Source organism: uncultured Campylobacter sp., assembly GCF_938017775.1.
Taxonomy (GTDB): domain Bacteria; phylum Campylobacterota; class Campylobacteria; order Campylobacterales; family Campylobacteraceae; genus Campylobacter_B.
Map to the genome: position 1 here is coordinate 1 of NZ_CALIIU010000018.1, position 13,519 is coordinate 13,519.

At 50.9% G+C, this 13,519-nt stretch carries 11 protein-coding genes; 3 read left to right on the forward strand and 8 right to left on the reverse strand.

Annotated elements, in window-relative coordinates:
- A partial coding sequence (locus Q0537_RS03040; RefSeq protein ID WP_299224988.1) for a hypothetical protein occupies positions 1–199 on the reverse strand: 199 nt, incomplete at its 3' end.
- 222 nt (positions 200–421) lie between these two features.
- On the opposite strand from Q0537_RS03040, the gene Q0537_RS03045 reads away from it, so the two are divergent.
- The 3 genes from Q0537_RS03045 (at position 422) to Q0537_RS03055 (ending at position 2,826) form a co-directional block, all read left to right on the forward strand.
- On the forward strand, positions 422–1,120 hold the full coding sequence (locus Q0537_RS03045) for a hypothetical protein (protein WP_299224990.1): 699 nt from the start codon (positions 422–424) through the stop codon (positions 1,118–1,120).
- Positions 1,121–1,212: 92 nt separating this feature from the next.
- Positions 1,213–1,857, forward strand: a complete 645-nt coding sequence (locus Q0537_RS03050) for a hypothetical protein (RefSeq protein WP_299224992.1) — start codon at positions 1,213–1,215, stop codon at positions 1,855–1,857.
- A 150-nt stretch (positions 1,858–2,007) separates the two neighbouring features.
- Positions 2,008–2,826, forward strand: a complete 819-nt coding sequence (locus Q0537_RS03055) for a hypothetical protein (protein WP_299224994.1) — start codon at positions 2,008–2,010, stop codon at positions 2,824–2,826.
- Between the two features lie 265 nt (positions 2,827–3,091).
- Here Q0537_RS03055 and Q0537_RS03060 read toward each other — a convergent pair whose 3' ends face one another.
- The 7 genes from Q0537_RS03060 to Q0537_RS03090 form a co-directional block, all read right to left on the reverse strand.
- Entirely contained in the window at positions 3,092–4,183 is a 1,092-nt protein-coding gene (locus Q0537_RS03060; RefSeq protein WP_299224995.1) for an ABC transporter permease, read from the reverse strand.
- A complete protein-coding gene (locus Q0537_RS03065; protein ID WP_299224997.1) occupies positions 4,180–5,490 on the reverse strand; it encodes a hypothetical protein in 1,311 nt (436 codons plus the stop codon). Before Q0537_RS03065 ends, Q0537_RS03060 begins: the two co-directional genes overlap by 4 nt.
- A complete protein-coding gene (locus Q0537_RS03070) occupies positions 5,487–7,121 on the reverse strand; it encodes an ABC transporter permease (RefSeq protein ID WP_299224999.1) in 1,635 nt (544 codons plus the stop codon). The genes Q0537_RS03065 and Q0537_RS03070 overlap by 4 nt, the downstream gene beginning before the upstream one ends.
- Entirely contained in the window at positions 7,118–7,990 is an 873-nt protein-coding gene (locus Q0537_RS03075; protein ID WP_299225001.1) for a hypothetical protein, read from the reverse strand. The genes Q0537_RS03070 and Q0537_RS03075 overlap by 4 nt, the downstream gene beginning before the upstream one ends.
- Complete coding sequence (locus Q0537_RS03080) at positions 7,977–9,854, reverse strand: ATP-binding cassette domain-containing protein (RefSeq protein WP_299225003.1); 1,878 nt, start codon at positions 9,852–9,854, stop codon at positions 7,977–7,979. The genes Q0537_RS03075 and Q0537_RS03080 overlap by 14 nt, the downstream gene beginning before the upstream one ends.
- Positions 9,855–11,213: 1,359 nt before the next feature.
- The gene (locus Q0537_RS03085; protein ID WP_299225005.1) at positions 11,214–12,179 is read right to left on the reverse strand and encodes an HlyD family efflux transporter periplasmic adaptor subunit; all 966 of its coding nucleotides are present in this window, start codon (positions 12,177–12,179) and stop codon (positions 11,214–11,216) included.
- 671 nt (positions 12,180–12,850) lie between these two features.
- Positions 12,851–13,333, reverse strand: a complete 483-nt coding sequence (locus Q0537_RS03090; protein WP_297895656.1) for a flavodoxin domain-containing protein — start codon at positions 13,331–13,333, stop codon at positions 12,851–12,853.
- Positions 13,334–13,519: the final 186 nt, after the last annotated feature.

The window sequence follows — 13,519 nt, forward strand, 5'->3', positions numbered from 1 at the left end:
TCTGTGTCATTGCCATAACAAGCATCTTTTTATCGATTCCTTTATCGATCTCATACAAGCATTTGGTAATGATATTGTGCATTTTGATAACGTTTGTGGGCGTAATATATATGATCGTAGCGTGGTTTTGCATAAATTTTGCTCTAGCGCGCGTAAGCGGCGTGAGGATCTTTGAGACGTATGTGTGGTTCTGTGTCATCCTTTTTCCGTTAAATGCACTATACAATTTGATATTCCCCATAACCCTCACAATAACTAGCATCGTGCACTTGCTAGCCTGGAACAAGATAGAAAACATAAGCGTAAAAGTTTAGAATTTCGCAAATATCTTGTCGCGATAGAATTCCGATCTTTGCGATTTAATCCGTGTTTTATGTTTGTTTATATATACTTCGAAACAAATTTTAAAAAGGGTTTATATATGCAGTTCATTGTATCTCAGGCAAGAAAAGAGGGGATGATCAGCACCGGCATCGATCTGTTTTTGGCGGCGCTACCCGCGGTTTTTATCGTAGTAGGCTATGTCTCTTTCAGCGAGCCATGGCGCCTTGACGACGAGATGATAAATTATATCGCTAGCGGAATTTTGATTGCTTTTATTTGTGTTTCAGTATTTTTCAGATTGCAGGCGCTCCGAAAAATTTCAGCGCTTAGCGGCATAAAAGCAGCGACACTTTATCGCAACTGCATAATAATCTGCGTCTGCTTTTTTGCGCTAGCGCTCGTGCTCAATTACCTTTATCCGAGAGAGCCTGACGCAGACGGCGGGCAGAGTGATAATCCATTTGCGGCGATATTTGGACTAGCGCTTTTCGCAGGCGTTATTTACATAATCGTCGCATGGTTTCGCATAAATTTTTCGCTTGCGCGCGTAAGCGGCGTAAGTACCTTTCGGACTTATGTGTGGCTCTGTGTGGGACTTTTTGTGCTAAATATACTATGCAATGCAGCGATTATTGCTATAGCTATTTCCTCCGAGCCGCGGACCGAGCAGGTCTCGGCTTTAGCTATTGCTGTCGTAATGCTTAAACTGCTCCTGCCGTTTGCCGCTCTCATAATAACTGGCATCGTGCACCTACTGGCCTGGAGCAAGATAGAAAAGATAAGCGCGGAGGTTTGAAATTTCGCGAACCTCTCGTCACGATAAAATTTCGCTCTTTCCAGTTTGATTAGCGTTTTACACTTCGAGATAAATTTTAAAAAGGCTTATGTATGCAAGATCTCGTATCTCAGGTAAGAAAAGAGGGGATGATCAGCACTGGCATCGACCTGTTTTTATCGGCGGTACTCGCGGTTTTTAAGGTGATAGGCCTTGCTTCCGGCGGAATGTTCTTAATAGTCAGCGGAATTTTTATCGCTTTTATTTGCTTCTCGGTGATTTATAGGCTAAGAGCGCTCCGCAAAATTTCAATGCTTAGCGGCATAAAAGCGGCGGCGCTTTACCGCAACTGCGTAATTCTCTGCATATGCTTCGTGGCGCTTTTATTATTTTATCCGGCAGGTTGTTACAGAGAAGTAACGATGAAAGAGATGATAGAAGAGACGATATGGAATTTAGCGGTGCCCGCAGCCGCAATCTACATAATCGTAGCGTGGCTTCGCATAAATTTTTCGCTTGCGCGCGTAAGCGGCGTGAACATCTTTCGGGCTTATGTGTGGCTCTGCGCCTTCTTTTTCGCGTTAAATTGGCTATGTGGCGCAGGGCCCTTCGGTTTGGCTACCTTCAAGCCGCAAATTGGCGATTCCGATGCAGTTTTAATTATCGCGTCATTAAAGGAATTTTTGCCGTTCATCGCTCTTGTGATAACTAGCATCGTGCATCTGCTAGCTTGGAGCAAGATAGAAAAGCTCGCTTAAGCCGAAGCGCTTTCGTTTTGCAGCGACCGCGCGCTTTTGTAAGTCTAAACCGCAATGTCCAAGCCGCGCTGTTATAGCAATGTCAAGCGCGCCGCCGCAGCAGTAAAGCCGTAAGATAGCACGTAAATTTAGAAAATTCAAAGGATAAAAATGAAAGAAATTTCAAAGCAAGATCTGCTTCGCAAGGCGAAATTCCGCGGAGTTTTAGGTGCCGTGATTTTGCTAGGCATCGGCATAAGCGGCACGGTGGGCGTAAGCAGCATAGACGAGGACGCGGTCGCGATTTTTAGAGTTTTAGCGCTGCTAGCGGCGCTAGCGATATTTTACGACTGCTTCGTTTGCCTAGAAAAGGCACTAGGCGTGCGCTTCGTTAAGACCTATAGGCTGATAGAAAGTATCCCGATCGTCGCGATTTTGTGCTACTGCGCCATGGTGGTAGCGTTAAAAGAGGGCGCGATGCTCGATCTACTCTACACCCTGCTCTACGTTCTTTCGACGTGCGCGGCGGTGATAATCTGGGGCGTATTAAACTGCCGCCTAGCCACACTTAGCGGCGTGGATTTATTTAAAATCTACGGCATAGTGGTGTCCGTGACGTGGCCCTGCGAAGCGGTATCGGGCGCGCTAGCTAAAATAGGCGTAATCCTCGCGCTGCCGTATCTAATCGCAGCGTCGCTGGTAACGGCGTTTTCGGGGATTTTGCTAATCATAGCATGGATAAAATTCAACCCCGCAAGGTTATGCGGCGCGGAAAATTCTAGCGAGCTTGACGGCGCCAAGCTAGGTGCGGACGGCGAAAAACCGAGCATTTACAGCAAACTCGCCGCTTTTAAGAAATCGGACGCGGACGATGCGAAAAAGCCCGCTTCCAAGGCGAGCGCAGATACCGCAAATATGCCTGCTTCCAAGGCGAGCGCAGATGATACGACCGCCGCAAGACGCCCGGGCAACCCCGGATTTAAATTCTAACTCTATTCGCAAAAACGGAATTTTGCAAAATTTTTAAAATTTAAGGCGCGGAATTTTATTGCGACGCGCGGCGCACCAGGCGAAAACACGGGATTTTGATTTAATTTTATCCGCTACGAACGCGCAAAATTTATGGCAAAATTCCAAGCCGAAATCCGCGATCAATTTAAAATTTTAAGCAGAGGTTCAATCCAAAAATTCCGACGAAGCAAAATCCAAGCCAAAATTCCAGCTGAAATTCTAAACTAAATTCCGATCTAAATCCCTAATCCAGCTTATTTCTAAAAAGCGACGCCGCAAAGCTCAACGTGCCAAGCCCGATCAGTAGCAGCGGTACGATGAGATGCCACAGCTCGCCCAGGCCCGCGCCCTCCAGATAGATCCGCCACATGCAGTTATTGGCATAATACATCGGATCTAGGTGTGCGATGTAGTAAAACCACCGCGGCATCGCGTCCGCAGGCGTTATCAGCCCGCTTATCATAATGCACGGCAGCAGGAACAAAAACGAGCTTACGACCGATTGTAGCGAGGTTTTGCAGACGGTCGAGATCACGAGGCCGATGCCTACGTTGCAGGCGCTAAAGATCGCGATGATCGCAAAAAGATCCGCAAAGCGCCCGCGGAATGGAATTTCAAAGTAAAATACGCAGATCAAAAACAGCGCGAGCCCCTGCGCGATCGCGATCAGCACGGGCGGCACTGCTTTGCCGATTAGCATCTCAAGCGGGTTTGCGGGCGTCATCAGCATCATATCGAAGCTCCCCTCCTCGCGCTCGCGAGAGACGCTAAACGCCGATAGCATCAGCACCTGAATCATCGAAAGCCCCAAAATCATCCCCGTCATGATCGTGTAGCGCGTGATCGTGTTTTCATTAAAAACATAGCGCGGATTTATGCTGATTAAATTGGCAAAATGCTGCGCGTTGTATTCCCCCACTATGGCCTGCACGAAGCCGATGACGGTGTTTGCCAAGGTCGTATTGCGCGAATCCGCGATGATCAAAAGCTCGTGCGTATCCTTAAAATCGCTGCCGAAATAGATCCCGATGATCGCCTCGCCCTCGCTTACCGCGCGGCGCAAGCAGGTTAGGTCTTTGCAGCCGAGATCTGTTTTAAACATCGGCGTAGCGGCGATGCTCTGCACCAGCGCGGTGGACGTCGCATCGCGGGCGTCGTCCAAAATCGCGTAGCGCACCTGCTCGGGGGTGAAATTCGCGCCGTAGCCGAATATGATCGCCTGCACCAGTACCGGCACGATCAGCACCATGCGCGTGCCCTTGTCGCGAAACATCGCCAAAAATTCCTTTTTTATCAGCGCGCGAATTCGAAGCAGAGATTTTCGCAGAGCGTTCATAGCGCATCCCTTTTAAATTTAGCGGCACCTTTAAATTTAACGCCATTTTCAAATTTAGCGGCGCGTGTGTGCGGAGTGAAATTTGAAATAAAATTTAAAAACGGAATGGACGTGGGTTTAAATTTATGCGACGGCAAGGAGATGAAATTTAAAAGTGCGCCCGTGAGGTCAAATTTGCTAAAATTTTCCGCACGCCCTGCTTCGTAGCCGTGCCGTGCAGCTGCGCTACAAAGCGCTATGCGGCGCCACGCAGAATTCAAATATTGATTAATCTTAACCGCGCTCCGTTTTTCTGTCGCGTCGTGCGTATGCTGCGAAGTAAGCCGCGCCGCACGCCCTGCTTCGGCTTTATCTGCGCGCGGCAAAGTACGACGCGAAGCACGCGGCAACGCGCGAATAAGCTTTAAAATTCTCAATCCACGCTGCGATATAAAATTTTGCGCTGCGTCCGCAAGACGCGCTGAAGCGCGCATAAATTTTAAAATTTCGAACCCGCGCCCAACCGCCGCTTGCAAGCCGAAGCGTCTCGCGCCTAGAAATTTTAAAAATTTTATCGCATGCCTCTTTTGGGCGCAAAATTTCATTCTTTGCACTCCCTGTAAAAGCGAAGCGTTCGTCGCTTGCCCTACTTCATAGCGCGAAATTTTACCGCTTGCGGCTCGAATCAAAGCGGGGTACTTATGCAAGCAAACGGCGTAAATTTCGCTACGCCACGCTTCGTAGTTACGCCGTGTAACTGCGCTGCAAAGCTGCATCGCAAAGCGCGATGTAAAATTTAAAAGCGCGCCCGTGAGGTCAAATTTGCTAAGCTTTTCCGCGCGCGCCGTTTTGTAGCTGCGCCGTGTAGCTGCGGTACGAAGTCGTGCTATGCGGCGCTGCGCGGAATCCAAACCGCCCGCATGATTAAACTTAACCGCGCGCCGTTTTTCTGTCGCGTCGTGCGCATGCTGCGAAGTAAGCCGTGCCGCGCACCATGCTTTGGCTTTATCCGCGCGTAGCGAAGTGCAGCGTAGTAGAGCACGTGTTAAAGCATGGCGTAGAGCATGCAGCGGCTTGTGAATAAACTTTAAAATTTTAAATCCGCACTTCGATATGAAATTTTGCGCTGTGTCCGCAAGACGCTCTGAAGTGCGCGTAAATTTTAAAATTCCAAACCCATTACGCAGCTCGGACGTAAATTTTAAAAACTCCACCGTCTGTTTATGCGAGCCAAAGTGTCTCGTACTAAGAAATTTTAAAATTTCAAATCTACGTTCCGCCGCCCGTAAACCAAAGCTCCTCGCGTCTAGGAATTCTAAAAATTTCATCGTGCGCCCCTTTTTACGCTAAGCACGCACAAGCTGAAAAACAAAACCGCTCCGAGTGCCTGAATGACGAGGTTTATCCACAGCGTCGCGCTCTGTCCGCCCGATAGAAAGCAGATACGAAAGGACTCGACCGCGTATGTGGGCGGCAGCAGGTGCCCGATGAAATTGACCGCCGCGGGCAGTCCGCGCAGATCGAATATCATGCCGCTAAGCAGCGTCACGGGCAGGTAGCCGATGACGATGGCGTATTCCTGCGCTAGGAATTGATTTTTGCAGATCGCCGAGATCAGCATGCCTAGGCAGGTCATCTCCAGCACGAAGACGCAAAGCGTCGCCAGTAGCATCGCCACGCTGCCGCGGATCGGGATGCCCAAAAGTACCTGCCCGTAAACGAGCGTCATCGCGCCGCCCAAAAGCGCTAGGAAATAATACGCGCCGACCTTGGCAGTGACGATCTCAAGCGCGCTTGCGTTGGAGTTGTAAAGCGAGGCGATCGTGCCGCGATCCCATTCGCGCGAGATCACGACTGCGACCATAAATAGGCAGATGAGCCCCAAAATCCCCACGTACTCGGCAGATACGAGATACCACGTCGATTCGTTGGCTTCATTGAACCAGCTACGATAATTCACGCTGACGGGCTTTGCTGCGGCGTTTAAATTTGCGTTTAAAAAGCCGTAATCTTGCGCCAAAACCTGCTCGATCACGCCCGCGACATAGACGTAGCTAAGAAGCGCGAGCTGCGACTGCGTGGCGTTTTGGATAAGGAAAATCTCGGCGCCGTCTTTATTCGAGCCGCTCGCGCCGCCTCCTGCACCATTTGAGCCGCCTACATTACTTGAGCTGCCGCCGTTATTTACAGCGCCGCCCGCGCTGCGAGCGCCGTTAGCGGAAGGGCTTGCATTGACGCCGCCGCTCGCATTTTTGAGATCATCCGCACCGCCGATAAGGCCTGTATTCGTATCGCCTGCGCCGCCGATTAAATTTACGCTGCCTTGATTTGCGCCCATATCGCTCGCGCTGCTACCGGAATTTGCAGTCGCGCCGCTTAAATTTACTCCGCTGCCGCCCGCTTCTGAGCCGTTGCCGTATGAGCCCTCCCCTCTTGCGCCGGTACCGCCTGCAGAGGTGTTTATGCCGCTCTCCGTGCTAGTGCCAGCGCCGCCGTCCTCAAGCGGACGGACATTGGCGTCGCCGCTCATATTTTGGATATCGCTTGCACCGTCCATGGAGAGGCTTTCGTCGCTAAAGATATTTAAATTTACGCCGCCGCTCGCGCCGCCGAGTCCGCCCAAAGTGTTTTGAAATTTCGCCGCAAAGCGCGGATCAAAATACAAAATGCTCTCGATCTCGTGCGCCTTAAAATCTCTCCTCGCGCTCTCTAAATCCGTATAGACGCGGGTTTGCAGGTATTTTGAGCCCAAAAATCCGCCGAGTAGATCCCGCTCGATTTTGGAGCTCAGATCGCTTACGAAGCCCACCTTGACGGGCTTTATGTCCATCCGCATCGCGTATCCGTAGATCACGACCAAAATTAGCGGCATCAAAAACGCGATCACAAGCGCCGATCGATCCTTTGCGATCTGCGCGAACTCCTTTTTTACGAGGATTTTTAAAAAGGTAAAGTTCATCCGCCCTGCCCCTGTGCTCGGATTTTGTGAAACTGCGCTGCGCGCGACGAGCTTTGGAATTTCAATCGCGCAGCAAATGCGGCTGTGGCTATCGCGCCCTGAAATTTTAGCCGCGTGATCGCATTTGGTACGCCCCTAAATTTTAATTGCGAAAGTGCGGCAACCGAGATTTGAAATTTTAACGGCACAGACAGACCGCCCGCGCCCATTTCGCTCATCGCGCCTTTAAATTTTAATCGCGCGAGTGCATACGGCGGGCTTTGAAATTTTATGCACCGCAGCATTGTCTTGCTGCGAGATTTTTGACGTAAAAGCTCCGCGGCGGCACAAAATCCGCGATGAAATTTTTGCACCAGGGCTTTAAATTTACAAGCTGTTCGCAGACTGACCGCCATTTTAAATTTGCGATCTGTCTGCAGAGCAACCACCCTTTTAAATTTATAATCCGTTTGCGAGCCGTTCGCGCTCTGAAATTTACGGAGCAGACGAAGCGGGCTCGCTTCACCGCGGAGCCTGCGCAGTATCCATCTAAAAAATCCACGCCGTGTCCTGCCGCGCGACGTCTCATTCAAAATTCCGCTGCCGCTTGAAATTTCGAAATCTCTTAAAATTTCGCCGCCATTTAAAATTTTACTATCGCTCAAAATTCCGCCGCTGCTAAAAATCCTGCTGCCGCTTAGAATTTTACCGACATTATTAAGAGCCAAGCCGCTCAAAATTCCGCCGCCGTTTAAAATTTCATCGCCCCGCAAAACCCTTTTGCCGCTTGGAATTTTACCGCGCGGGCGTGCAGCTTTTCGCCCGGCTCGCATAAAATTCGGATCAAAAATCCTCTCCGCTCGCGTAAAATTTAGATCAAAAGCCCTCATCGCCTGCCTCGCTTCTAAATTTTTGCACCTCGTTTATGAAGGCCTGCTGCACGCTAAGCCGCCGCCCGTCCTGCACGCAGACCTCGTCGGGGCTGCCCAGCGCTAGGATTTTGCCGCGATCTTGGATCAAAAATCGATCGCAATACTCCGCCTCCTCCATAAAATGCGTCGTCACGACCACGCTCACGCCGGTGCGCGCCAGCGCGTTTATGCGGTTCCAAAAGAGCCTGCGCGAGAGCGGATCAGCGCCGCTGGTGGCCTCGTCGAGAAACAAAATCTCGGGGCGGTGGATGAGCGCGCACGCCATGCTGAGGTTGCGTCCCGCGCCGAACGGCAGGTTTTGCCACGTCTCGTTTCGCAGCCGCTGCAAGCCAAACTCGCTCAAAAGCTCCTCTATGCGCCGCTTCAGCGCTACTCCGCCGATGCCGTAGCTGCGGCCGAAATACTCTAAATTTTGATAGCAGCTTAGCTTTTTATAAAGCGAAAATTTCTGCGAGACATAGCCGATGCGCGATCTAATCGATGATTTAGCGTGGCGTAGATCCTCGCCCATGACCGAGATCTCGCCTCCGCTCATCCCCAAAAGCGCGCAGATCATGCGAAACGTCGTCGTCTTACCCGCGCCGTTTGGGCCCAGAAGGCCGAAAATCTCGCCCTTTTTGACCTCAAAACTCGTATTTTCCACGGCGGTGAATGAGCCGAATTTTTTACTCACGTCGCGCACTTTGATGACGGTTTGAGCCGCATCGAAGCTCCTTTTTTCGTAGCCGAAGTTTGCAGCGCCGATCTCTGCTTTGTTTAGAAAAATATACGCATCCTCTAGGCTCGCCTCGCGCGGGCTGAGTTTAAATTTAGCGCCCCCGTTTTCGTTAAATTTAGCGCCTTTGTTAAATTTCATGCTTTCGTTTGAAATTTTAAAATTTTCACCGAGCCCGTTTTCGCGCTCCGTGCTTTCGCCTCCTCCATTTTCGTCGCTGCCGCTTAGGCTCGCGTTTAAAAACTCCTGCAGATCGCGCAGGCTTATCGGCTCATCGCTTAGCAGATCGACGCTGCCGTCTCTGGGACAGATGTCGATGAGCGGGGAGTTTTTTAAAAATCTTTGCGTCTTAAACATCAAGCGACGCGCCAGGCTCTGATAATCCTCGCCGTCGATGCGAAAGGTGCGATCCCGCAGCGCCGCGGTGATCTTTGCGGCGCGCTCCTGCGCTATGATCTTGCCGCCGAGCAAAATCAGCGTCAGATCGGCATCCGCCGCCTCGTCGAAATACGCCGTCGAAAATATACATTTCGCGCCGCTTTGATCCAGATATTCGCGCACGATCGCCCACAGCTCGCTGCGCGAAAGCGGATCGACGCCGACGGTGGGCTCATCGAGCACCAAAAGCCGCGGGCGAGCCGCGATAGCGCACGCAACGCCAAGCTTTTGCTTCATCCCGCCGGAGAGCGAATCCACGGCGTAATCTTTAAATTTCAAAAGCCCCACGCGGCGCAAAAGCCCACGCAGATACTCCTCGCCGTCTTTTAGATCGAGCCCTTTTAGGCCTGCGAAGATGTTTAAATTTTGCCAGACGCTAAGCTCCTCGTAAAGCCCCAGGCTCTGCGACATATAGCCGTTTGCGCGGACGAATTCTTTATTTTCGCCGCTAGGGATGAAACCTGCGAATTTTATCTCGCCGCAATCGGGCGCGATGATGCCGCAGATGAGCTTTAAAAGCGTGGATTTGCCCGCGCCGTCGGGACCCGTGAGACTTATGAGCCGCGGCGTATCGTCAATTCGCAGATCAAAATTTTCAAAAACGACGTTTTTGCTGCGATCTTCACGCAGGTAAAATTTCTTTAAATTTACGATATTTAGTAGATCCAAGCTTAGCTCCAAATTTTAATTGCTCGCTTTTTATTGCTCGCTCCGCCGCTCGGCGCGACGAACGAGACCTTCGCACGCCTAAAAGGCGCTTTTTACCGCGACGCCTTGCTTCTGCAGCCGCCGAGACGTCGTGGTTTCGTAGCTGCTACGGCGTCTTAGTTTTGTGACCGCCGCGGCATCTCGGTTCTACAGCCGCCGCGCGCTTTGAATTTAACAACTCGCGTTGAACAATTTCGCCCAAACCTCGCATAAATTCGACGCAACTTACCGCAAGCGCGCAAAACCAAGCCCTATCGCGCCTGGGCGCCATGCAATCCCCGCTCGAATTTGAGTGCCCGCACGATCGGCGTTGCTTACGGCTCGCGTCGAATATTTCGCGCGACGCCCGATCCGTCTTGGGCGTGTGCATATAGCATCGACTAGCCGCGCCGCTAACGATGCGCACACAACGCGCACGAACGGGGCGGTCTCCAAAACATGAAGCGCCCGTGAGTATCCGCGATAAATTCGCTTCAAAACGCAAATGAAAGCGAGTTTTCAGACACCCGGCGAGCTGTGAGCGCCGAGCTCTCTATCTGCGCTGCGCCTCTTTCGGCGAAATTTTACCGCCGCCACGCCTTTTGGGCAAAATTTCACTTCCGCCTACCTTTCGGGGTAAAATTTACCACTGCCATCTCTCTTTTGACGAAATTTACCTAGTCTCGGCTTTCCTTAGCATAGTACCGACTTCAACTACCGCGTCCTTTGGGGTAAAATTTCACCGCTGCTCGCAACCTGTATTTAATCGCGCCGTTCGTTTCGTAGTGAAATTTTACTGCCGTCCACGCTCGGTACTCAATCGCCGCTTGTTTATCGCAAAACGCCCGCTAGAAACAAAGCCCGCCGCCGCTCTACCGCCCGGCTTTCACCTCGCCGCCATCGTGCCGCAAATTTTAAAATTTAATCCACGCTACTTTGCGCCAAAATTTTGCCGAAATTTTACTCGCCGCGCTGCAAAATTCCGATCTTTTATCCAAAGCCCCCGCCGGCTCGCGCAAACTCGCGCGATAAATTTTACTCCGCTTTTGTACGGCCTCGTTATAAGCGCGCAGCATTTTATCACCGCCGAGACGATGTATTTTAGGCGCGGCTCAATTTCATCGCCCTGCTCTGCCAAAACAGGCGCCGTTTAAATTCTACCTCGAAGTGCACTTTTAAAATTTCATCAAACTCAAGCCTTATGCACGGCTCGCGCGATATTACGTAAAATTTACCGCTCGACGAGCTTTGCTATCCAAATTTCGCCCGCAGTGTCCAAAGTGCCGCCCACGTGCTAAAATTTCACTCGTGCATTAAAATTTCGCGCGCAGTGCTAGCCCGTCAAAATTCCACGCTGATCGGCTGTCCTAGGCGAAAGCTGCCGTCCTCGTCGCTGAAATCGGCGCGCGCCTCCCACACGAGATCGGCGCGCAGCTCCTCGGTCTGCACCGTGCGGGGCGTGTACATCGCGGTTTGGCTCACGTAGGCGACCTTCGCGCTCGCGCTAGAGCCGTCCGCAGCGATGATCCGCACGCTCTGTCCGGCACGCAGGAAGCGGAGCTGATTTTCGCTTAGATAAAATTTCGCGCGCTTGTTTTTTACTTCGCTGAGCTCAAAAACGCCCACGCTGGGTATGCTGATGTCGCCAAGCTCCTTAAGGCGCGCTCTGATCTGCCCGCTAAAGGGCGCTTTTAGCACGCTTTGCGTCTCGATTTGGTAATTCAGATATTTCAAATTTTCCTCGCAGCTTGCCAAATTTGCGCGGGCGGCGCCGACATCCTCGCCGCGATAGCCGCTTTGAAGCTGGCGTAGATTGGCCTGCGCGCTTTGCAGCTGAGCTTGCGTGCGCTTCATCGAGTAAAACGCCTCGTCGATCTGCTGCTTGGACGCGGAGTTGGTTTTGCCTAGGCTCTTTAGGCGTTCGTTCGTCAAAGTAGCGAGCTGTAGGGCGTTTTGCAGCGCGCTTACGTTCGCCGCCGCCATCTCGATCTCCTCGCTACGAAAGCCGCTTTGCAGCTTTTGCAAGCTAAATTTAAGCCCGTCGCACCTCGCGATCTGAACCTGTCTTTGAAAGCTCAGATCCGCCGTATCCAGAGCCGCCAAGACGTCGCCAGCCTGCACGAAATCGCCCTCGTCGCGATAAAGCGCGCTTATACGGCCGCTGCGCTCGAAGCTAAGCGAGCTCTGCCTGATGTCGATGATGCCGTAGGCCTTGTGTGCGACCTCTTCGCGCCTATCGAGATTGAAGTAGATCGCCGCGGCGAGGGCGGCCAGCGCAAAAACGACGAAGAATAGAAGCCTTTTCATAGATCGCCTTAAATTTTGATATGCGGTTATTATAAAATAACTTTTCTAATGCGGCGCTGATATTTGAAGTTCGGGCGGTGATTTTATAAACCCATCTCATTAAATTTGCCGTATTGAATTGACCGTCACGAGCGGGCTAGATTTTGAGCTCGGGAGGATAAAATTTAGCCTATCCGCGCGATTTTAAGCGGCACGGCTTGTAAAACACAGCGACTTTTTGAACTAAAAATTTTAAAATTTTAATGAGGAGGCTCCGCTTTCAAGCAGAGCTTGAAATTTTGACGTGCGGGTGCCGCGCTAGTACTGCGGGCGGAATTTTGTCGCGAAAGCGAAATTTTAATATGAGATTGGAATTTTAATGCGCGGGCACCGCACTAGCACTGCGGGCGTAATTTATCGTTTATTGCACGAATAGTGCATGCGAATTAAATTTTATCGCGGTACCCATAGCTACCTGCGCGACGAGTTGGAATTTACAGCCTCCGCTAGCAATAAAATTTTACGCAGCATGAGCTGGCGGCGCTTGAATGCGGCGGAAATTCTAACGCTGTGGCGAGTAAAATTTAAGAGGGCTTCGCTCGGAAGCGGAGCGCGAAATTTAATGGGGAAATTTAGCGAGATTTGGGCTCATCGAGCCTAAATCTCGCTCGGTCGCATAAAAATTGAAATATTTAAAACTCGCCTCCAACTGCAGCGATCCACTTATCGGCTCTTGCCTGCCAGTGCTCGTCGCCCTTAAAATCGATCGTAAGACCCACGAATTTGCCGTTTATGAAGGCGCGTGAATGTTTAAATTTATAGCCCTCCGCGTCCCAAGCGCCGATGAGATCGGCCTTTTTAAGCACCGGCAAAAACGCGCTCATGCCGCTGCAAAAATCGTTGCCGTGGCGCTCGACGTTACCGACGCCTATAAGCGCGACCTTGCGTCCGTCAAAATCAGTTTTGTTTAAAAGCTCCAATTTGTCGTCAAATTTAGCCTGGATCTGTCCGTCGCCGTGCGTCGAAGCCGCAAAAATAAACGCGCCCGCTCCCGCCAAATCCTCCTCATTTAGCCCTTTGGCCTCCTTAATCTCAAAGCCGAGCTTTGAAGCGATGTATTCGCTCACGACCTTCGTGTCGCCGCCTTTGGTGGCGTAAACTAGTAGTTTTTTCATTTTTTCTCCTTTAAAAATAATAACAATTCTAACTAAATAAGATAAAATCTCGGTTAAAATAGATTTTGCGCGGCGGACTTAATGCAGATGGGCGCGGGTAAAATTTTAAAATTTATGAAATTTAAGAAATTTAAAAGGCGGATTAAAATTTAGCGCTGCGGATGAAACTTTAAATTACGGCGGAAA